The following is a 21,668-nucleotide window of genomic DNA, read 5'->3' as shown; positions in this document are numbered from 1 at the left end:
AACATGAAAACATATATTAAATATATAGCCGCAGTTGTCTTGTGTCTATCTTTTACCGAGTGTAAAAAAAGCTTTTTAGATGTAACATCACCGTCAAGCGTCGACGATAGTTTTGTTACCACTACAACTACCGAAACCTTTAAAGCACTATCGTGGTGCTATGCCAACTACAGGCAAAACTGTATTATGGGTGTGTACCGCTGGAATGACCCCATCGGATCGGATGCGGAATATTACCCGGAAGACGGATCATCCAATAATGTTAATGCCATAGGCCGTTCCGATCAGTTAGGGGCCGATGCTGTTGCCGGTGGTTTTAACGGCCTTTATCAAACACTGGCGCTGGCCAGCCGTTTGGCTAATGTTATTGCCGCCAAAGATCAGTATAAGGCCGACGCGGCTGCCGGTAAAGCTACCGATTGGACTCAATTATATGGCGAAGCGATAACCATGAGGGCGTTTTGCTATTTTCAATTGACATTACACTTTGGCGATGTGCCCTATGGTTACGAAAATACCGGCGCCGATGAATATTCGTTGAGTTCCCGTTTTGATATTTACGACAAATTGATCGCCGACCTTCAGAAAGTTGAGCCGCTAATGTACAACCTGGGCCAGGGCGGTATTAACCAGGAACGCATGTCGCGTACCTATGCGGATGCTTTGATAGGCCAGATCGCGCTTTTTTCAGGCGGTTATCAAACCATCCGTACCGATGTTACCGGTTTATATGGCACAGTTGCCTTTGATAAAAAAGGTAACGAAGCGAACAAATGCGTATACGCCCGTCGCCAGGATTATAAAACCTATTATCAAACAGCCAAAACCTATTTGCAAAAGGCGCTTGATAATAAAGGTACCGCCGGTTTAATTGTTGCCGACACCAGGGGAGCGGGTATCAACAACCCATTCCAGCTACATTTCCAAAATTTTGCAAACTTAACAGTAAGCCCCGAATCGGTATTTGAAATAGGGAATGTGAACGGAGCACTGGCAGCAACCACCAGCGAATATCCATACGCTTTCGGGCGCCCGTCTGACGGTGGCAGCCCTGCGGCGCCTTCTAAAGTATTCGGCGCGCTTCGTATCATACCAACGGTTTATTATGGCGAGTATTTAAATGCCGATAAGCGTCGCGATGCCAGCGTGGCTGTTACCTGCAGCAACGGCGATGGTAACGAGAAGATGGTGACCTTTGTACCCGGCAGTAAAAGTGCTGGGGGCATTGCAACTAATAAATGGGATGATAACCGCATGAACCCACCTTATGTTGCCGCTCAGCGTAACTCGGGGATGAACTGGACCATTTTACGTATGGCCGACGTTATTTTAATGCTGGCCGAAGTTAAGGCCGAGTTGGGCGAAAACGATGCCGTTACCCTGGTTAACCAGATTAGGGAAAGGGCCTTTGGAAATGCCAAATACGATATACCTGCACTAAGCGGTCAGGCCTTGAAAGACGCGATATTACAGGAACGTAAACTTGAGCTGTTGGGCGAGGGTACGCGCCGCTGGGATATGATCCGTTCGGGTACTTATTCTGAGCGGGCGATAGCTATCCAACAGGAAATGGCTACAACGATTAACGATCTGAAAACCCAGGGATACCACCACTTTACCAACGGTAATGATTTCCCTGCTTATATCTGGATCAAAAAAGTGGCTTTAACCAACCCGCTGACATTTGATACGCCGGCCGATACGGTTGGTAACCCGGCCGCTTACCCGGGATGGCGCGGTCAGTACGATTATACTAAAATTGCTTCGGTAGCAAGTAAGGTAACCGGTACAACCCATAATATCGCTATACAGGGCTTGTTCCGCTATATCAACCCAAGCAGTGCCGAAGCAACCGCTTTACAGGCTGCAGGTTATACCAAAACCAACTGGGGTGTTGATATGGCTAATGCCGTTACGGTATACCAAAGAAACATCCTTTCGGGTATCACTTCAGCCGGCGATCCGCCACGTATCTACTGGCCGATCCCTTCTGAAACCTTAAGCAAATCTAAAGGGAAGGTTACCAACGGCTATGGATTAGCACAACAGTAAATAAAGTCTCTTCTTAAGAATCGATAAAAAAGACCGGTCGCAATTTGCAGCCGGCCTTTTTTACAGCTGAAAATATCTGATTTTAATAAGCTGAAATATTGTTTTTCAGCGCAAATATCACTAATCCTGTTCTTGATTTCAGGTCGAGTTTCTGGAACAGAGCATCGCGGTAATTGTCAATAGTATGCGGACTAAGGCACATTTTACCCGCTATTTCCTTATAAGTTAACTCGGAACAGCACATTTCTAAAAACTTAATTTCATTGGCTGTTAAATCGGCAATAGGGTCGGGGGCCTTCACATCGTCCTGGATGGAACGTAATAACTTACCCGATACCAGTTCGTTTAAAAAATAATCATGCTCGGCAATGGTTTTAATGGCATACATCAGGTCAGAGGCGTTCGATTCTTTTAAAATGTAGCCTCCGGCGCCGCATTTCAGCATTTTAATTATCGGTTCATCATCCTCAAACATGCTTAGGGCAAGTACTTTTACCTGTGGGTAATTTTGCTTAAGCCAGCGGGTGGCTTCGTAACCATCAACCAAAGGCATGGTTATATCCATTAGTACCACATCAGGCAGCGGGTGGTGGGCTATTTTTTCTTTCATGGCGGCCCCGTTTGCCGCGTCGAACACGATGCTGATCTCTTCGTTTTCCAGGAGCAGCCGGCTGATGCCCTGCCTAAAAAGGGTATGGTCATCTACCACGGCTATCCGTATCTCTTTGCTTTGCATATTTTAAGGATAAGGTATTACAATTTTAATTTCGGTGCCGTTTTGGGCGGCAATACTTACTTCGCCGCCAATAAGGGCTACACGCTTACGGATGTTGAACAAGCCCATCCCTTTCTTATCTTTAATAACATCTTCTTCAACAAATCCTTTACCATTGTCTTTTATTTGCATCACCAGGGTTTGCTCATCTTGCTGTAATACTACGTCAATGGCCGATGCTTCGGCATGGCGCACGGCGTTATTTAGTATCTCCTGGAAAATGCGGAACAGGATGATCTCTTTGTCGCTTTTCCGCCCGTCAGGTAGTTCGTAATTACTGTTGAATGAAATGGCGTGCAGATCGGCCGTTTTTAAATAGTCAAGTTCAAAACTGATGGCTTTGGCCAGCCCCATCCTGATCAATTCCTGGCCGTATATTAACCTGGAAAGCTGCCGGAGTTCTTTTATAGCGCGTTTTGCCAGCTGCGAGGCCGAATCTACTTTTTCGCGTAGTTTTAATGGGTCGTCGGGTTTAATAGCACTAAGGGTTACCACAGTTAAACTAAGTAACTGGCCAATATTATCGTGCAGGTGGCCTGCCAGTGTTTGCATGGTTTGCTCTTGTACTTCCATCTGGCTTTTCAGCAGTTCGTTCTCGAAACTGGTTTTTAACCAGGCCGTTTCCTGCTCGTGTCGCTTTTTTCGGTTATTGTACATTGCCACGTAAATAATAAGCGAAACCGGCGCGATCAGGAAGATCACGGATGCTAATCCGATGAGGAAGACGAAATCCTTTGACGATATCTGCATATAAAGGCGTACGACCAGTTTAAATATAAAAGTACGTTAAGCATACTAAACACGATATACCTTGCCGAGTGGCCAACGCCCGGCGTTTGGTCTTGAACGAGGTACCTGAAGAAAAGGTTACAGGCTATACCTGCAAAATAAAAGCAAATGGTGCCGTTAACCCACCAAAACGGGGCGTACGCGGCCAATTGTCTCGATCGTTTTTCTCTCAGCAGCAAATAATAAAAATAAACGGATGCCAAAATTAACCCGACCGACATAACAGTAGATGAAACCGACACATAAGCGCCGAAGTGCTTACTTATAAGTTCGGCAAAATAGAATAGGGCGAAAGCGATCAGCCAGCCGATCAACAGTTTTTTTGTATCGTGATAAGTTTTATACAAAAAATAAAAGAAGTAATACTGTACCAGGCATTCTATCAGCAGAAATACATTATAGATCATATAGTTGGGGAGTTGCATTTGGTCGCGTACATAGATGCCCCCCATTTCAACTATCACAGTGGTCAGCAAAAAAAAGATAAAGAGCCGCCATGCGGGCTCTTTATCTTTATATAAACAAGCTAAGCTTAGCAAAAAGCAAACAGCTTCGGCTGTGGTATTAACTGTTATATAGGCCGGCATGGTTTATTGATTATCTAATAAAGTAGCGCCTATAGTATTACACTTGGCTGGTGGCGGGCATAACTCGCCCTGGTTCTCGGGTTCGGCCATCAATATGCCGCCTTTTTTTCCGTTATGGGGTTTGTTGGAGAAGTAATCGATATGCAAATTTTGCGATGCATAGGTTGAAACCATTACCAGCGTGGCATAATCCCAATAATTGGCATTGATCATCTTCATATCGGGTTTCAGTTCCTTATCGTAAGCAGCCATATAAAAGCGAACACCATCGCCTCCTTCGCTTTGAATACTATCTACCAGTGCTTTCAATTGCTTTACGCTAAACCATACACAGCGTGTATCGGGTAACAGCAGCCCGCCTCTGTTTAAATGGTTAGCCCGCTGGTTAAAATTATTGACCAAACGCCTGGCGGTAGCTTCGTTAATTACACTGGTAAGTGGTTGAGGCTTTGCTACCGCCTGTTCATTATTGGTTTTTTTAGAAGTGCAGGCGTTCAAGGTCATGGTAACAAGTAAAATTACCGGCAAAAGTAGGTTTGTCTTTTTCATCATGAAGGGAATTAGGTGGATATAATTGTGTGATTTAATGGTTAAATATAAGGAATGCTTTTTGCAAAGTAATTAATCAATACTTAATAATGGGAGGGTTGAATCTCCTTTTTGCATGCCTTAAATCAGCTTTTATTAGTGGGTTAATTATCTTTTAACCAATCTTTAAAATAGCTTTTAATAACCCCTTTTACAGCCTGTTACATCTTTAATAGCCACGCTACCTTAGCTATGCTGTATATGCCCGGCATCACCGCAGCATCAATTAATCTTAGTCAATTAACCTGCTAAACTCTTAAACAAAATGAAAAACACCGACGTATTTAACGACTTTGATATGGTTGTTAGCATTACCGAAAAAACCATTAACGATCAGCTTACCCATTTGCTAAGAATGGGCACCATTCATCCCGAGCTGATCATTATTCAGACTTATGATAAGAAGACTAAGAAGTACGCCTTTAAGGTCTGCAAATCAACCGACGAGATTCCGCTGAATGATGAAGGTGGCCCCGTACGCCCTACTATCTCGGTAGATATACAACCCCAGGTCACCATTAGCAGCAGTGGCAAGATCATCACCTTTATCATAAAATTTTTAGATGGTAATGCCTGGTTTTGGGACCAACCCGGCCCTGACGCCGAACTGGTAAAGTACGATGCCAAAGGCTGGCAATATGCCATTGCCATAAATATGGCCCTTACCCAATTGCCAAAGGATGGCTCAGGAAATATTAAAGCGCCCGATTTTGTTAAAAATCAACTGGATAAGTTTACATCTAACATGTTTGATATCAGTCATCTGTTTATGGATTTCCAGGCTACAGACCTGATGAGTTACGACCCAATAAAAACCAAAACCGACTCGGCCGGCGATTTTGGGAAAGAGCAGCTGGTAAACTTCATGAAGGCCTACCTGACATGGCTGACCGAAACCGGCAACCCCTATATTTTAGGATACAGCATCACTCAAAACGACAAAACAACGGTGTCTAAAGACGAAAAGGTACCCGATAGCCTCAGGCCCACCGGAACCACTTTCACCATGTTTAACGATAATAAAAACCCGGCTTTAAGCACACTAAACTTTGCCCTGGTTACTAAAGGCGGTTATGGTAAGATCAAAAAGAATCCGGACATTTTTGATACCAACTGGATATCGCCACAAGACCAATGCGACGCGAAAATGATCTACGCGGCATCGCGCTTTAGCGAGGAGTTTGTGATGAAGCCCTTATTTAATAAACTGAATGATGATACCTATAACGCCCTGAAAGGTTCATTAACATTAGGCCCAAAAAAAAGCTACCAACAGGCCAGAAAGGCAACCTCTACAGGTTATAGCTTTGAGATATTTAACCAGGATGCTGTGAGTGATAAATATCAAAATAACCTTGAAGTAGCTATTACCAATCATCCGGCAGAAATACACTACGACGTTAAAGGAAATATATTTGTTAAGAAAATAAACACAACAAATATGGGGTTTTGCGAGGCAGAAGCTTCCGCGCAAGCGTCAACAGGGTGGCACGCTAATTTTATCGTTAAAGTAGCAAAGGATAAAGACGGTAACCCAGCCTTAGCGTTCGAGCAATTCGTCAGTATCGACTCGCATAATGCCAGCACCGACAAAAATGGCTGCGCTAAATTCTGGAGTGCAATTGGAGATATTTTAGATGCATTGCTTAGTGTTTTTAAAATTTTCGACCTGGGCTCTTTAACCAGCATCATAACAAATGTATTCCGGACCAATATACCGGGTATCGGTGATATCAATGTAGCTTTAGGCAATTTAGATAACAGCTTTAATGGCGCGGTTATGTTACCGGCGGGTGGGGTGTTCTTTTTCAAAAACCCTTCAGCCGATGCTACAGGCAACGTATCATTATCATTAACCTACAAAACAGATTCTAAAGTAGCGGCTACAGCCAGGAAATTCCAGCAAAAATTTATGGCATTAAAAGGCAAGCGTAGGGTTAGCCTGGCAGCTATTAAATAACAGCAAGGATACTGAATCACTAATTTCTTCACCTTAAAATCAGACCAAAAATGTTTTCACTTAATAACAACGCGGTATTAAATGATGCCGATGTAATAAAGCTTTCTGCCCAGGGCAAAGCGTTTTCTGATGTAAATGTAACTGTTGCGGCAGAACTGATGAAAAATCAGCAGCAAACTTCGCCCTTAGACCCTACCGGAAATATAGAGGTGGGGCAGGATAACAAAGGCTGGCCCATGATTTTTACCATAGGTACCGATAAAAAGTTTTACCTGATGAAGCTTGATAGTTCGGTTGCCGGCGGTTATAGCATGATAAATTTAAGCGATAGTTTAGGCGCCGGCATGGAAGCTATTGCTTTTGCCATGACACAAGACAATAAAGGCAAAATATCCATTACACTGGCTATGGCGAAAAAAGGCGGCGGCGATACGATACTTTATGCGGCGTCGAGGCTTTCAAATAATTACGCCGAAACCGATTGGGCAAATTTTTCATCGCTTGCCCGCAAGGTTGAGGGTGCAAACCCGGCCTTTAAGGTTGAGCAAATGCTGATGAGCATTACCGATGACGGAAAAGCGCCGGTGAGTGTAATTGCCGGTAACCTTAAAGGGTATAAATATTATTACCTGCTTGATGGGACGGGCACCGCCGTTAAATATGAATTTCCGGAAGATGTGAAGAAGCATCCGGATAGCCTGAAGGATATTGCTATTGGTTACGCTTTTGGTCAAACCGGTATCTTTTTTATATACGATATTGGCGAAACCCAAACATTGGCCTGTACAACGCTTGCTGATCCTGGTTTAGGCTCTTTGAGCTATGATTACAGCCCCGGCAACGACGATATCCCCGAGCCGTTCCGTTATCTTACTTATAACTGTATTACTACACCAACCGGTTCAAAAAACAAGCCCATCTCTATCTGTTCCGATATTTTTGTGGGTTCGCCAGCGGGAGTATACTGCTTTAAAAACGCGAGCGTAAATAAATGTCAGCTGGTAACAGATAAAATAAAAGATGTGCACCAGCTTACCATAACGCAGGATAAAGATAGTATAGTGGTATGGGCATCAGTTGCCGGTAATAAACTATATTATGTATATGGCAAAAAAGAAGCGAATGGCGAAAGGTATATATGGAACGACCCTGTGTTGTTTAAAGAAGGCGTATTGCAGATTGCCCCCATGCGCAACTCGGTACGTAAGGGTAACGAATTGTACCTGGTAGGGCAGGATAAAAGCATCCATCATTACTGGCAGGATGCAGGAACGACCTTATGGAGCCAACAGACAATTAACGTTGCCGACCAAAACGATATCATCGAATTTAACTCCTATACCACTCATTTGCATTTTGAAGATAGTAAGGGTAAAGCACTGATAGAAGAGAAAGTAAAGATCACAGCTTCGGAATGGGTTTATGTAACTATAAATGGGTTTATTTATAGCCTCGACAAGGGTAGCAGTGCCGAGGTAAGCACCGATATTATGGGTAATGTTACCATTATTACCCTTACCGATGATATTGCCTGCCCCATCTACCATTTAACGGCCGACTGGCTGGATAAAACGTTGAATATTTATCCTAATGCCAAAGTTACCCGCGGCCTGGCCGATATCAGAACAGGGGCCGATTTAAAGAATGCTAAGACTGAGGATGGGAAACCGGTTTTAACCAATAGCAGCTATAACAACCAAACATTGGATGGTGTTGCAGGCCAGATCTCGCAGCTTGCCGATAAGAGCGGGCAGATAAAAGGAACCCTTAAGAGCGGATCGCGCCCGTATACCTTTACCGCCGTGGAAAATAAAGGTGTATTACATACCGGTAACCTAAGTATTAACAGCATCCCCGATAAGTTTATGTTTAGTTATGGCAAAGCAGGGTCCTTAGCCCTGGTTGCCGCACCGGGCGATATCTTTAATGATATTAAAAACTTTGCCGGCGATGCGCTGCATTACCTGGAGACGTTTGTAAATACCACGATCAAAGCGATAGAAAAAGGGCTGGTTGTATTAGAGAACGGGATAAAGTTTGTATTAAAAAAGATAGACGAGGGCTTACAGTTTGTGCTGGAGATTGGCGACAAGATACTCAACATTGTGTTAGATACGCTGGGAGCGGTATTTAAAGCATTAAACTGGGTGTTGAAGCTGGTTGGCATCGACCTTGAAAAAATACTGGAATGGCTTGGTAAACTGATAGGATGGACAGACATCCTGGAAACCAGCGACAAGATCTGCGATATGATCAATAACGGTTTTGATATTATTGCGGGCACCGGCGATGTGCTGCGCGATAAAGTTACCGGTATATTCCGCGATATTGAAGTTGCCATTGGGGGCGAAGATCTGGTTAATAAACTGGGCGAAGTTGGTAAAACTAACCAAACTGACGGGCGAAGTGGCGCCTTGCAAAACCCCGCCGGTAATTTTGTTAATTATCATTTAATTCATGGTCAATCGTCGCCAATGCTGTCTGCCGGTAATGATAATTTTGCCGAAGAGCTTGAAAGGGTATTTAAGAACCTGATCAAAAAGGAGATCTTCACCGCGGGCAAAGCCCTGGATATGATCGGCGACTTGCTTAGCCATATCTCAACCGATACCATAGGCCAGACGATAACAAGATTGTTTCAGATAATTGCCGTTACCGCGCTTGAAGAAGTAAAGCATGGTATTGTGGCTTTATTAAGCCTGTTAGAGTTAATGGTTAAAACCATAAAAGCGGCACTGAATACAAAAATGGATATTCCCATTTTAAGCGGCGTATTAAAACTACTGCTTGGTGGTCGCGAACTTACCATACTTCGCGTGGTATCTATTATGGTTGCCCTTCCATTGCGTATTATTTACCGGATAGCTACCGGCGATGCATTCCCGCATGAAAAAATGACGGTTATTGATGTTGGTGAAGCTCATGATATACTTAAGGAAAAACTAAATACATCGCCAAAGTTGTTAGCAGGTAGCGCGCAAACTACAGGTTTAACAGCCCCGCAAGAACAGGTTACCTATCAAGGCGCGTTATGGGTAATGGTAGTTTATGAAATTGCCCGTTTTTGCGAAGTAACCGTGGGGGCGTTTGATCTGTATAATAATTTAACCAGCAATGCGGTTGTAGCTGCGGGAAGCTGGCAGGACAACGTACGCAACAGGCGGGGCCAGTTATCAATAATTAAAACAGCGCTCGGCACATTGTGCACTGTACTAAATATGGCCAACTTGATTGAACTCCATAAAGCTAAAAAATCTGGCGGAAGTTTTAATATAACCGATGTTACCACTTATGAGTGGACCCAAGTGGCGTTGTCTTTAGCCAAGTCGGGCATGGGGGCGCTCAGCGCGTTGTCGGAGGGTGTAAAACCATATACCCGGGGCATTTCCGCCTTAATTTCTCTTGTGCTTAATATCCTTTTAATAGAGCAATTTACGCGCGAGGAAAAGATAAGGCCCAATAATCTCCGGTTTACTTCCAACTTGTTTTTAAACCTGTATAAAATGGTGTTGGATTGTCCGTTTAAGGTATCACACCCTAAAGCTGCAGCCGCCATTTGCATAGGCGATGCTTTAATGGGATATACCCATGTTGGCATTGTAGGTGCCCGCTGGTCTACCGATAATGATGACAAGGTTAGCTTTAAAATAATATAGGCAACTGTTTTTGTGAAAAGGCCGGTACTCAATAGTGACCGGCCTTTTGTGTTTTCTATCGATCCAACAATGTGAAATGGCTTTCTTTCACATCGCGCGAGTTTGGCCCGATGAATACTTTGAACTCGCCGGGTTCGGCAACATATTTCAGGTCTGCGTTGTAGAATTTTAGGTCGTTAACGCTGATAGTGAATTTCACCCCTTTACTTTCGCCCGGTTTAAGGCTTATCTTCTGGAAACCCTTTAACTCTTTTACTGGGCGGCTTATGCTGCCCACCATATCGCGGGTGTAAAGCTGTACGGTCTCTTTGCCTTCGCGGTCGCCGGTATTGGTAACGGTAACGCTGGCTGTAATGGTGCCACCGTTCTTAAGTGTCCCGCTGCTTAGCGTAACACCACCATAGTTAAAGTTGGTATAGCTTAAACCAAAGCCGAAAGGATAAAGCGGATCGTTACTTACATCCAAATAATTTGAACGGAACTTAGTGAACCACTTACCATCGGGCAACGGGCGGCCGGTATTTTTATGGCTGTAATAAATAGGTACCTGCCCTACGTTTTGCGGGAAAGTGATAGGCAGTTTGCCCGATGGGTTAACATCGCCAAAAAGCACATCGGCAATGGCATAAGCAGCCTGTGTGCCACCGAACCATACATTAAGGATGGCAGGAACGTTCTCGCTTTCCCATTTAATAGCCAATGGCCTGCCGGTAAATAGTACCAATACCACAGGCTTGCCTGTTTTTAACAAAGCGGCAAGCAGGCGTTGCTGTATGGCCGGTATCTGTATATTGCTACGGCTTGAACTCTCACCGCTCATTTCAGATGATTCGCCAAGGGCGGCTACCACCACGTCAGCTTTTTCGGCAGTGCGCACGGCATCAATGATCATATCCTGCTCAGAGCGGGCATCGCGTGGGATCTCCCGGCCAAACATGGTGCCGTTTTTTTGTTCGGTAGCATCATCCAGCAGGTTCGAACCCATATTGTAAACGATGTTGGCCTTATCGCCGGCAACGGCTTTCAGCCCTTCCAGTAATGATGGCGTATTGCCCAGGTCGGCATTAACGGCCCAGGTACCCGGCATATTGGCACGACTGTTACCCAGCGGACCGATCAGCGCGATGGTACCCGCTTTTTTAAGTGGCAGGGTCTTGTTATCGTTCTTCAGCAATACAAAAGTTTGGCTGGCTGCTTCACGACTAAATTTCAGGTGCGCCGGGGTTAGTATCTCGGTCTTTGCGCGTTCTTCGCTGCAATATTTATAAGGGTCATCAAACAAACCCAGCTTGTATTTGGCTTGCAGGATCAATCGGCAGGCGGCATCAATATCAGCCAGGCTAACCTTCTTCTCCGCCAGCGACTTTTTCAGTGTGGTCAAAAATCCCTCACTCACCATATCCATGTTCATCCCGGCTTTCAATGCCAGGCCCGATACCTGCTGTAGGTTACCCAGGCCGTGCTCGATCATTTCGCTTACACCGGTATAGTCGGATACTACAAAGCCGTTAAAACCCCATTGCTTGCGCAATACATCGGTTAGCAGCCATTTGTTGGCGGTGGCAGGTGTGCCGTTAATATCGTTAAAGGATGCCATGATACTGCCCGCGCCTGCATCAACCGCCGCTTTGTAGGGCGGCAGGTATTCGTTATACATGCGGTTGGGGCTCATATCGGTGGTGTTGTAATCACGGCCGGCCTCGGCAGCGCCATACAAAGCAAAGTGCTTTACGCAGGCCATAATGGTGTTGGCTTTTTTCAGGTCATCGCCCTGGTAGCCTTTTACCATTACGCGCGCGATGGCCGAACCTAAGTACGGGTCTTCGCCACTACCCTCAGCAACACGACCCCAGCGTGGGTCGCGGGCAATATCAACCATGGGCGAAAATGTCCAGTTAATGCCATCGGCGCTGGCTTCGGTAGCGGCAACACGGGCAGTATGCTCTATCATCGGCATATCCCAACTGGCAGCCAAAGCCAGCGGAATAGGGAATGATGTTTTGTAACCATGTATCACATCCTGCCCGAACAGCATGGGTATATGCAGGCGGCTGCCGTTAACGGCTATCTCCTGCGCTTTGCGTATCCTGCCCGGTGTGGTCAGACTGAAGATCCCACCCACCTGGCCTTTCCTGATCTTGCCTTCTACATCGGTACTTACGGCCGCGCCGGTAGTGGCCTCGCCGCCGGTAACCAAATTAAGCTGGCCTATCTTTTCGTCTACCGTCATCTTAGCCATCAGGCCATTGATATAGGCATCCATTTTAGCCTTTTCGGTTTGTGCCGGTCTTTTAGTTTGTGCCTGCGTGGCTGTTGCCAGCAGGGCTGTTATACACCATATAGCTGCCGCTCTTTTCATATCTTATACTGTGTTTATCCTAACGCCGTGAGGGGGCTTTACGTTTAGTTTCTATTTCTTGTTTAAATATGGGCTTTTAAAATCCAGTTTTTTCAAACCCGCTTTAACTTCGGGACTACTCATGAACAGGTTCCAAAGCAGGCCGGTACGGCCGTTCTCTATCATGATCACTATCGGGCCTTCATCTATACCCAGATAGCGTTTAGGGTACCAGTTATCGGTCTCGCTAAAGGCATCGTAAAAACCAAATTCGCCCCAAACTTTATCGCCAAGGTCTTCATATAAGTGGCGGATCACTTTCATTGATTCTTTCGGGGTATAGCAGTACGAACCCAAAGCAGCCGTTGGCGATATCACACCCAGATCGTGCCCCGGCGCGTGGCCAGCATATCCTTTCACCGAATAGCTGGCGGTAAGGCCCCAGCAATCTTCGCCATAACCTTTAAAATGTTTAGGGTTATCCATACAGTAAGCACGGTTAACCAAAGTGTTATTACGGTTCTCTTCCCAGTAATTGGCATACTTGTCTGATAAACCTTTAGGACTTAAACCCAAGTACGAGTATTGCGCCCAGAACAATGGGCCAACGCTGGTAGGCGCGCCGTTATGCTTTAGTTTAATGGGATAGCCATAAGGTTTAATATCTGTATTGATACCGCCGCCGCGTGCCCAGCCCTCGTTATAAACCTCGGCCGGGATGCCATGGGTTGGCGATGCTGCTGCCATAATGTACATGATCATACACTCGTTAAAACCCTGCACCGGGAAATTCATCAGCCAGCCCACATTAGGTGACCAATGCCAGTACAATACATTTTTACCGCCGTTGCGGTACCAGTCCCACTCAATGTCTTTCCATAGTTTATCTATGCGTGCGGCCAGCGCTTTTTCGGTTGGGTTGCCTTTTTGCAGGTACTGGCGCACGGTAAGCATGCCTTGTGCAAGGTAAGCTGTCTCTACAAGGTCGCCGCCATCATCGTTCCTGCCAAAAGGTTTTACCTTGCCGGTGTTATAGATCCAGTGAGACCATGCCCCGTGGAAACGATCGGCTTTTTCTAAAAAATCAACTTGTTTGGCAAAGCGTTCTACACCTTGCTTGCGGGTAATAAAATGCCGCTCGATACCAGCAACAATGGCCATCATACCAAAACCAGATGCACCGGTGGCTATCACGTCTTTATCACGTTGCGCATATTCATCATCGCTGTGATAACGTTCGCGAGCCAGGCCGGAGATGGGTTCGGCGCCATCCCAAAAGTATTGGAAGGTGCGTTCCTCTACCAGGTTAAGTAACTGGTTATCGGTCAGCCCTTTTTTTATACTGATGGGCGCGACAGGTTTAGCATCCTGCGCTTTTAGCTGCGATATGCTGCCCAAGGTCAGCAGCCCGGCAAATAATATAGAGATGTGGTTATATTTCATTGTTATACGGTATTATAAATTAGGACCGGTGAAACCAAAGTTTCGCATACCGGCTTTAACTTCGGGACAGCTCATAAATAAATTCCAGATCAGCCCTGTACGATAATTCTCTATCATGATGATGATAGGCCCCTGATCGATAGCCAGGGTTGATGACGCGAACCATTGCGTTTGCAAATTGAAAGCATCGTAAAAGCCATAAGTACCCCAGGTTTTATGGCCAATTTTATAGTAAAAAAATTTAAGAGCCTGCATCGATTCAGTTGGCGTGTATGGCATAGACGATATGGCTGCCGTTGGCGCAATCACCCCCAGATCGTTAGTAGGTGAACTGGCCGCATAGCCGCCCGGGATATCGCTGGCAGTTAAGCCCCAGCAGTTTTCGCCATAACCTAAATAGGCTTTAGGGTTGGCTTTGCAATAGTTGTAATTAATTAAAGTATGTGCTTTGGCCTGTGTTTCGTAATTGGCATAAGCGTCGCTTAAACCTTTAGGGTTGATACCCAGGAACGAGTACTGATCCAGGAACAATGGGCCGCCATTTGCCGGGCCTAAAGGCAGTTGTGCGCCATAATAGGTATTGCCATTTTTCATAGCGCCATTTTGCGCCCAGCCCGCGTCGTATACCGACTTAGGAATTGGATAGGTAGTTGACGAACCTGCCATTACGTAGGTGATCAAACATTCGTTCCAGCCACGGATGGGCACATTCATATCCCAATTGTAGTTGGGGCTCCAGTGCCAGTAAAGCACATTGCTGTTATTATTGCGGTACCAGCTCCATTCCACGCCATTGTACAACGTGTTAATGTCGTTACGTAAGGTGGTTTCGGCAGCATCGGTACCGTTAAAGTATTGGCGTGCGGTTAATAAACCGGCCATCAGGTACGATGTTTCTACCAGGTCGCCGCCATCATCCTTTGTGCTGAAAGGCAGGGCCTTGCCGGTATTACCATCTATCCAGTGCGAATAGGCCCCGTGGAAACGGTCGGCCGTTTTAAGGAAGGCCACTATCTTTTGCATGCGCGCCAAACCTTCGGCACGGGTAATAAAGTTGCGGCTAACGCCGGTAACCAGTGCCATTATACCAAAGCCTGATCCACCCGAGGTTACGGTATTGCCCGCTGTATTACGCTCCAGCGCCATGCCGCTAACCGGATGGGCCATATCATAAAAATACTTAAAGGTTTGCTTTTGCACCAGGGTAAGCAGGTCATCATCGCTAATGCGGGGAAATTTATCGGTATCATCCAAGCCAGTACCTAAAGTGATATTTACCGGGTTGATCAATCGGCCGCCGTTGGCTGTTTTAATAGTATTGCCGATACTAAGCGTATAGCTGCTTAACGAAAGCAAAGCTTGTTGCGGCGTGATGGTAAGCGTTTTATTACCATTTTGTAATTGTTGATTATATGCTACCGAACTGCTGCCCGTAGTAAATGAAACACCCGAAGTAACAGTTGCCGGATCGATAGCTTCGCTGAAATTGATAACGACCGTTGGACTGGTGCCTAAGCCGGGATAGCTTAATGTGCCATTGTATGATCCATTAACGGTAAAGGCAAGTGTGGCATCGGCAACAGTGGTGCCGCCATCGCCCCCCGGCGAACTTTTTTTGCAGGATGCAAAGCAACATAAAAAGGCTACCAATATGCAGCTGTAGTAAAATTGATAGAGACGGATAGATAGCATCGGCTGGCAGAGATAAAATCCCGGCACGCCGCTATATGCAGCGCGCCGGGGAGATCAGTTAATAAATTATTTTCCGGCCAGGCCTAATTTGTAGAGCGATATAATGTAGGCATCGGGCAGGCATACGTTATATACGCGCACCTCATCGATACTGCCGGTCATAGCGCCAAAGCTGGTATCGGTAGATACGGTTTTGCCCGGGATAACATTGTAGTTACCGCCAAAGATCACTTCGCTTGGCTCGAATGAGTTGAACAGCGTAGTGCCTGTGCCACGGCTTTGGTAAGCCGGTACGCCGATCTTTACACCGTTACCCCAGATCTGGAAGATACCGGTTGATGCATCGTAAGTAATTACCATGTGCGCCCAAACGTTTGCGCCGATCTTTGGCGATTGGAACAGGAAGGTACCGTTAGATGCGTTCAGGTTATCCTGTGTGCCGCCGTTCTGTCCTAAAAATGTAGGATGAATGGTGATGGCATCGGTAATGGTAGCCGCACGCGAGTTGGTCTCCAGCACAAAATTGATGTTACCGTTAAACATGGTAGGGCGGGCCAGTTGGAACAGCATGGTCTTTTTAGAACCGTTGTTCAATATCTGTACCCATGCGCTCACCGTAAAGCTTTTTAAAGCCGCGGTTTTAAACGCGTTAAACTGGTTGGCATAATACAGATAGCCGGCATTAAGCGCCAGTGCCTGGCCTTTTACACCGGCGGTGATGAACGTATTACCACTGCCCGATGTTGAGGCTGTGCCGCTGATCTTCTCGTTAGTGGTGTTATCAAAGTTCCAGTAGGCTACCAGGTTGCTCGGGTAGATCTCTTCCGAACTGTTGAAGCCATCTACCTTACCCACGTAGGTGTCTGTAGATACCGATGGCAGCTTATTGGGGTTGCCGTCTTTTTGGCATGATGACCACACGGTTGCCGATAATGCCAGCAATACAAACGCGCCGCTTTTATATAATGTTGAAAATTTCATTTCTGTAGGTTTTTAATGATCAATAACCAGGGTTTTGTGTCAATACGTTTTTACTTAAGTCAATCTGCGTTTGCGGAATAGGCAATAAGTTATCACGGGTGGCATTAAAGTTACTTTTACCGGCAGCGGCCATGGCCGTTTGCGAAATCCCCCAGCGCACAATGTCGAAGAAGCGGTCGTGCTCCATAGCCAGTTCAACTCTTCTTTCATGACGGATGATATCGCGTAAAGCAGCCGGATCGGTTGTGGTGATAGCAGGTAATACCGTTGCTGCCGCGCTGCCGCGTGCCCTTGTACGGATACTGTTTAAAGCGGTAAGCGCCGCAGTGGGGTTGCCACTCTCGTTAGCTGCTTCGGCATACATCAGCACCACATCGCCATAACGCAGTACACGCATGTTCATCCACCAGCCAGAGTTATCCCCATACAACGCCCTGAATGAAGCGCTTGTATACATTTTATGATTATATGCAGGGTTGATCCAGGTGGTAGCGGTAGCTTCGCCATAAACCGTTTTATTGGTTACAGTAGCGGTGCTCCTTAGCAAAAATGTACGGGCGTAGCGTGGGTCGTTGGCCTCGTAAGTTGCAGCAAGATTATCGTTAGGAACATTCCAGCCGTAACCTAAGTTCCATACACCGCCATCACGCACACCCTGGTATTGGGCATTTTGAATACCGTTGGCAGTTTTAGTAGCGAAACTGGCGGTAGCCTGCACTTCAAAAACCGACTCTTTGCTATTCTCGCCCGATTCGCCAAAGATCTTATCGTAAGATGTCGACAGATCATACAAACCACTGTTCATCACCAGTTGAGCGGTAGAAGCGGCTTGTGTCCATTTTTGTTCGGTAAGATAAACCTTGGCCAAAATACCGTTGGCAGCGCCCGAAGTAGCACGGCCCACAAATTTTTTATCCCAGGATCCCGGTAAATTAGCAGCGGCAAAGGTGAGATCGGCCTCGATAAACGCGTACAGTTGAGCAGTAGTGCTTTGCGGGATGTTCGAGCCTGATACAGTAACCGGCTTATCAACCAATGGCACACGGCCCCAAAAACGTACCATATTAAAGTAGGCGTAACCACGTAAAAACCTTGCCTCGGCTTCGGCAAGCTTCTTTTGCGCATCGGTAGCTACAATAGTATTGTTTGTATTAATATTAGATATGACCGTATTACAGTTAGTTATCAATGTGAAATAACCGTTCCACATATCATTTACAAAACCATTTGTAGGCAATACCGGGAAGTTGTCCATGCTTATCGCGTCGGCGCCGCCGTCGCTGGCGGTGCTACCTTTATCGGCATCATCGCTGCGTACGCTGGTTGCTAAAAAAAACGGAGCAACATGTACATTATAAGCGCGCAGTGAGTTGTATGCCGCAAAAGTATACTGATCGTAAGGGCCCGAATTGCTTGGGTAAGGATAGTTTTCTACATAGTATTCACCTGGCCTTTGGGTATTCAGGAATTTTTTGCAACCAAAGTTTGAAGTTATCATCAGCACGGCAATTGCCGCCATACCCAGATACTTTGTTTTATTGTTAAGATTTTTCATTTTCTTTTATCTGATATGATGATTAGAAAGTTACGTTTACACCAACAGTATAAATAGCAGGTACCGGGTAGGTTCCGTTATCGGCACCTGCACCCAAAATATCACCCAATTGCGGTTCGGGCGAGTAGCCGGTAGCTTTTGTCCACACTTTTAAGTTTTCGCCGCTTACAAATACCCTTATACGCTGTATGCCAATTTTACTTACCACGTTAATTGGCAAACTATAGCCTAACTGTATGTTACGCAGGCGGAAATAATCGCCGGGTTCCAGGTAATACGAGCTGAACAGGTAGTTATTACCGCGCGAGTTATCTAAAATTGGCTCCACGTTGCTTGTACCGGGTGCGGTCCATGCGTTAAGGCGGTTGCTTTCATAATTAAGCACAGCGAAGTTAGCGGTACGGCGTTGCAGCCATATTTTGTTACCGGCAACACCCTGGCCCGATAATAACGCATCAAACCCTTTGTAGCCTAAAGACACGCTTAAACCATAGCTATATGGCGGGAACGGCGTGCCAAGATAAGTACGGTCGGCAGTAGTGATCTGGCCGTCGCCGTTAATATCAGCGTATGCGATATCGCCCGGTAATGAATTGCTGAAGTGCGGCTGGTTGGTTAAATCGGCAGTCGACTGGTAAATACCTACCTGTTTGTAACCGTAAAAATAACCGATAGACTGACTTGACTCGGTAACGTTGTTACCACCATTGCCCAATAATTTAAATTCGGTGCTGTTACCAAGCGAGTTCACTACGTTTTTATTGTAGCTGAAGTTGGTATTGATCCGATAGCTGAAATCCTTACCAATATTATCGCTCCAGCCCAGGTTAACCTCGATACCTTTGTTGGTTACCTTACCAAGGTTGGTATAATATCGTTGGGATTGATCTGCCGAACCAGGTAACACAAAGCTTGTTAAAATACCATCGGATGTTTTATTGTACAAGCCAACATCAACAGTTAAACGGTTGCGCAGCAAACGTAACTCCATGCCCACATCAATACCTGTAACAGTTTCCCAGTGCAGGTTTGAATCGGGGCGATAGGCATATTTAATAGCCGGATAAACATTATCGCCAAACACGGCTGTGCTGGCTGTGGTTAAAGTTTGCTGATACAGGTTTGGTTGAACACCGTTTTGATTACCTTGTTTACCAAACGACGCGCGAAACTTCATATAATCAATTGCAGGCGCAAATTTTTTGAAGAAATCTTCGTCGCTTGCAACCCAGCCTAAACCAACGCTGCCAAAAGTACCCCAACGGTTTTGCGGCGCAAAGCGCGAACTACCGTCGCGGCGGATAGTGGCGTTAACCAGGTATTTGTTTTTGTAGGCGTAGCTTGCACGTGCAAAGCCGCCGGCCTGTGTTTCTAATGTACCACTGCCACTGTTGCTAACCGGGTTGTTTGCATTGATGATGTTTAAATACCACAGATCCGAATTAAACGGCACATTCAGCGTAGTATCCGTACGCGAGCCGCTTAACAAGGTGCTTGATGTATGGAAGGTGGTAAAACCGGCGGTTACACTTAATCTGTGTCCGTTTGCAAGGTCCTTATCATACGTTACCACATGATCTTGCTGGAAGTTGCGGTACTCGTTGGCGCTTTGGCTAACACTGGTACGCACGGTATTATCAAAAAAGGTAGCCGTTGGTGTAGTACCCTCGCCTAAGTTAACAACGGTGTATGGGAGGCCGCTATAGCTGCGGGCATTGTTAAAGCCAAGGTCGGTATAAAAGGTAGAGCGGAATACGAAATCCTTAAGGAACCTCACTTCGGCAAATACGTTACCATTAATGCGGTAACCACCATTTATAGAGTTTCCGCGACCACGGTCGATAGCGTACAGTGGGTTGCCCACCTGCGCGCGCTGAAATGATGGCATGGTATAGTATAAACCTGTGCCCGGTTGCTGCACACCCACAATAGGGGCGGCATAAACACCGGCATTCAAACCTACGGCTGTCGGGTCCTGTGTCCATCTAAAGCCGTTTACGCTACCGCCAACTTTAATGTTGTTGTTTAGCTTAATTTCTTCGGTAAGGCGTACCAGGTATTTTTTATAGTTGCCGTATTTAACTACACCATCCTGATTGCTGTAGCCAACGTTAAATACCGTTGTGCTTTTATCGTTATTATTGGATACCGTAAGGTTATTGGTGTTGATCACCGCGTTTTGCAGGATCAGATCCTGCCAGTTGGTGTTGGCGGTATAATTGGTATAATCAAAAGGGGCTGCATTAAGATTGGCCAACTGCGCGCTGTAGAGCTTTTTGAAGCCGTTGGCATCTACCACATCAATTTTATTGTTTACATGCTGTATACCAACATTGGTTTGGAAACTTACTGTCGTTTTGCCTTTGGCCGCACGCTTAGTGGTAATGGCTATTACACCATTTGCACCACGCAGGCCGTAGATAGCGGTAGAAGAAGCGTCCTTTAACAGGTCGATGGTTTCAATATCGTTAGGATTAAGGAAATCGATATTGGTTTGCAGCAAACCATCTACCACATAAAGCGGATCGGCTGTTGTAGTACTGGCTATACCACGTATACGCACAACCGGCGATGCACCAGGCGTGCCCGAGTTTACTATTGATAAACCTGCAACATTACCCTGCAAAGCCGCAATAGGGTTGGTAACGGTGAATTTAGAAATATCTTCGCCCTTAACACTGCTAATGGCGCCGGTAAGGTCGCGCTTGCGTTGCGTACCGTAACCTACAACCACCACCTGGTTAAGTTGCTGGGTGGTACTGGTTAATGTTACGTTGATCTCTGTTTTTCCGCTAATGGCGATCTCTTGCTTATCGTAGCCGATTGACGTAAATACCAAAATAGCGTTTGCAGGCGCGCTGATGGTATACTTGCCGTTAACATCTGTTTGTGTGCCGTTGGTTGTGCCCTTTACTACCACACTTGTACCGGGCAAACTTACACGGGCCAATCCGTCGGTAACCACACCTGTTACGGTAGTGTTTTGCGCGAAAACGGAAGTAATAAACAGGAGACAGCAAAAGGCAATTAAAACCGGAGTTTTAGTAAAAATTCCTTTCATACTTTTTTCGATAAATAGGTTAATAAATTGGATAGTGTAATAATGGTATTACAAAAATGAAGTTGAGGTTGTTTTTTTTCTTGTGCAAAAAATAAAACTCTACATTATTACATCGCAGCCTTGTGTGTTGCTTTTGATGTAATTATTTTATACTTAAATAGTTGATATACAAATAATTGTAAAATTAAAGA

At 45.7% G+C, this 21,668-nt stretch carries 13 protein-coding genes; 3 read left to right on the top strand and 10 right to left on the bottom strand.

The genetic code is table 11. The annotated features are described in order from the left end of the window. Positions 1-3 precede the first annotated feature (3 nt). Entirely contained in the window at positions 4-2,052 is a 2,049-nt protein-coding gene (locus tag HQ865_RS13275; protein ID WP_173415357.1) for a RagB/SusD family nutrient uptake outer membrane protein, read from the top strand. 82 nt (positions 2,053-2,134) lie between these two features. On the opposite strand, the gene HQ865_RS13270 is transcribed toward HQ865_RS13275, so the two are convergent. The 4 genes from HQ865_RS13270 to HQ865_RS13255 are packed head-to-tail and all read right to left on the bottom strand — an operon-like array spanning position 2,135 to position 4,755. Then, entirely contained in the window at positions 2,135-2,788 is a 654-nt protein-coding gene (locus HQ865_RS13270; RefSeq protein ID WP_173415356.1) for a response regulator transcription factor, read from the bottom strand. A 3-nt stretch (positions 2,789-2,791) separates the two neighbouring features. Beyond that, positions 2,792-3,577: a sensor histidine kinase gene (locus HQ865_RS13265; protein WP_173415355.1), complete on the bottom strand. Its 786-nt coding sequence runs from the start codon at positions 3,575-3,577 to the stop codon at positions 2,792-2,794. Next, positions 3,535-4,203 carry a hypothetical protein gene (locus HQ865_RS13260; protein ID WP_173415354.1) on the bottom strand — a complete coding sequence of 223 codons (669 nt, stop codon included), beginning with the start codon at positions 4,201-4,203 and terminating at the stop codon, positions 3,535-3,537. The genes HQ865_RS13265 and HQ865_RS13260 overlap by 43 nt, the downstream gene beginning before the upstream one ends. Positions 4,204-4,206: 3 nt before the next feature. Further along, positions 4,207-4,755, bottom strand: a complete 549-nt coding sequence (locus tag HQ865_RS13255; protein ID WP_173415353.1) for a hypothetical protein — start codon at positions 4,753-4,755, stop codon at positions 4,207-4,209. A 301-nt stretch (positions 4,756-5,056) separates the two neighbouring features. Between HQ865_RS13255 and HQ865_RS13250 the strand changes: the two genes are divergently transcribed. Beyond that, positions 5,057-6,751, top strand: coding sequence for a hypothetical protein (locus HQ865_RS13250; RefSeq protein WP_173415352.1), 1,695 nt, complete (start codon positions 5,057-5,059; stop codon positions 6,749-6,751). A gap of 50 nt (positions 6,752-6,801) precedes the next feature. Then, positions 6,802-10,407, top strand: coding sequence for a hypothetical protein (locus HQ865_RS13245; protein ID WP_173415351.1), 3,606 nt, complete (start codon positions 6,802-6,804; stop codon positions 10,405-10,407). Positions 10,408-10,462: 55 nt separating this feature from the next. Here HQ865_RS13245 and bglX read toward each other — a convergent pair whose 3' ends face one another. The 6 genes from bglX to HQ865_RS13215 form a co-directional block, all read right to left on the bottom strand. After that, positions 10,463-12,766, bottom strand: a complete 2,304-nt coding sequence (gene bglX, locus HQ865_RS13240; protein ID WP_173415350.1) for a beta-glucosidase BglX — start codon at positions 12,764-12,766, stop codon at positions 10,463-10,465. Between the two features lie 51 nt (positions 12,767-12,817). After that, positions 12,818-14,188: a glucoamylase family protein gene (locus HQ865_RS13235; protein ID WP_173415349.1), complete on the bottom strand. Its 1,371-nt coding sequence runs from the start codon at positions 14,186-14,188 to the stop codon at positions 12,818-12,820. A 12-nt stretch (positions 14,189-14,200) separates the two neighbouring features. Continuing rightward, positions 14,201-15,880: a glucoamylase family protein gene (locus HQ865_RS13230; RefSeq protein WP_173415348.1), complete on the bottom strand. Its 1,680-nt coding sequence runs from the start codon at positions 15,878-15,880 to the stop codon at positions 14,201-14,203. Between the two features lie 66 nt (positions 15,881-15,946). Next, on the bottom strand, positions 15,947-16,861 hold the full coding sequence (locus tag HQ865_RS13225) for a LamG domain-containing protein (protein ID WP_173415347.1): 915 nt from the start codon (positions 16,859-16,861) through the stop codon (positions 15,947-15,949). A gap of 19 nt (positions 16,862-16,880) precedes the next feature. Next, entirely contained in the window at positions 16,881-18,416 is a 1,536-nt protein-coding gene (locus tag HQ865_RS13220; protein WP_173415346.1) for a RagB/SusD family nutrient uptake outer membrane protein, read from the bottom strand. 22 nt (positions 18,417-18,438) lie between these two features. Next, positions 18,439-21,477 (bottom strand): SusC/RagA family TonB-linked outer membrane protein, encoded by a 3,039-nt coding sequence (locus tag HQ865_RS13215; protein WP_173415345.1) that lies wholly within the window; start codon positions 21,475-21,477, stop codon positions 18,439-18,441. Positions 21,478-21,668: the final 191 nt, after the last annotated feature.

Origin of the sequence: Mucilaginibacter mali, assembly GCF_013283875.1 — a bacterium.
Taxonomy (GTDB): Bacteria; Bacteroidota; Bacteroidia; order Sphingobacteriales; family Sphingobacteriaceae; genus Mucilaginibacter; species Mucilaginibacter mali.
The sequence above is the reverse complement of the archived record's forward strand: the minus strand, read 5'-3'. Positions and strand labels throughout refer to the sequence as shown.